Origin of the sequence: Streptomyces lushanensis, assembly GCF_001700515.1 — a bacterium.
GTDB classification, from domain to species: domain Bacteria; phylum Actinomycetota; class Actinomycetes; order Streptomycetales; family Streptomycetaceae; genus Streptomyces; species Streptomyces lushanensis.
In genome coordinates this window covers 1-905 of the sequence record NZ_MAUD01000283.1, presented here as the reverse complement: position 1 = coordinate 905, position 905 = coordinate 1, and the positions used below count along the sequence as shown (strand labels likewise).

Sequence of the window (905 nt, the reverse complement as noted above, 5' to 3'; positions counted from 1 at the left end):
GATAGTGCTCTCGCTGCCCCGGGGTGCCGAAGGCTCGCAGTGGCACGGTGGCCAGCACCGCGTGCGCGGTGATCGCGAGTGCCAGCCCCGGATCGCGGGATCCCTCCCCGAGCCCCTCCAGCAGAGCGCAGGTCTCTGTGCCGGACAGTCCCCCACCGCCCAGGTCGCGCGGTACCAGTGGTCCGGCGAGACCGGGGCCGTGCCGCGTGGCCGCCAGCTCGGTGAAAAGGTCCGGGTCCCATCGGTGATTGCTGTCGCGGCTGTTCGTGGTCGGCCGTGCGACGCGTTCGGCGAGCTCGCGGGACCGGTCGACCAGTGATGCCTCGGTCTTCGGGTCGTCCTTCGGGTCGTCGGAATCGAGGCCGGCTGGGGATTGCGAAAGCACCATCGGATCTCCCCTTTTTTCTGTGTCCTGCTCGGGCGGCAGAATTGCCACGACACAGGGACGCCTGATTCGCGTTTGAGTCGTCAAATGATCGCGGAAATCACACATCTCATCATCCGCATTCACTTCGCCCACCGTAGCTGGCGGTCCGCACTTGTTTCGCCGACGTGCGGGATATTTTTCACAGTCCCGCGGAAGGTTGTCGTATGTCAGCCCGCATGACACGGCATGACAGTACTTGACGTGATTCTGACACAACGTTCATTGCCTCTCCGCCGCAGGTCAAGCAACATATCCAGCAGCACTCCACATCCAGGCAGACGGACGATAAAACCGGCTCCAGAAAGGGAGGGGAATGCAATGACATTCACGGAGGAAGAGGACGGCCTGCCCGGGCTGCCTCGTATATCCGACGCGACTCTGCGGGACTCCGCGCATATGGCGGGCGTCGAGTTCGGCCCCAGGGACGCCGCGGCGATCGCGGACCTGCTGGTGAAGACCGGTATCGAGCTGGTCGAGG

The 905-nt window shown here is 64.2% G+C and carries 1 protein-coding gene; it reads right to left on the bottom strand.

What is annotated here, in order from left to right:
* A partial coding sequence (locus BFF77_RS22355) for an acyl-CoA dehydrogenase family protein (RefSeq protein WP_141698489.1) occupies positions 1 to 511 on the bottom strand: 511 nt, incomplete at its 3' end.
* Positions 512 to 905: the final 394 nt, after the last annotated feature.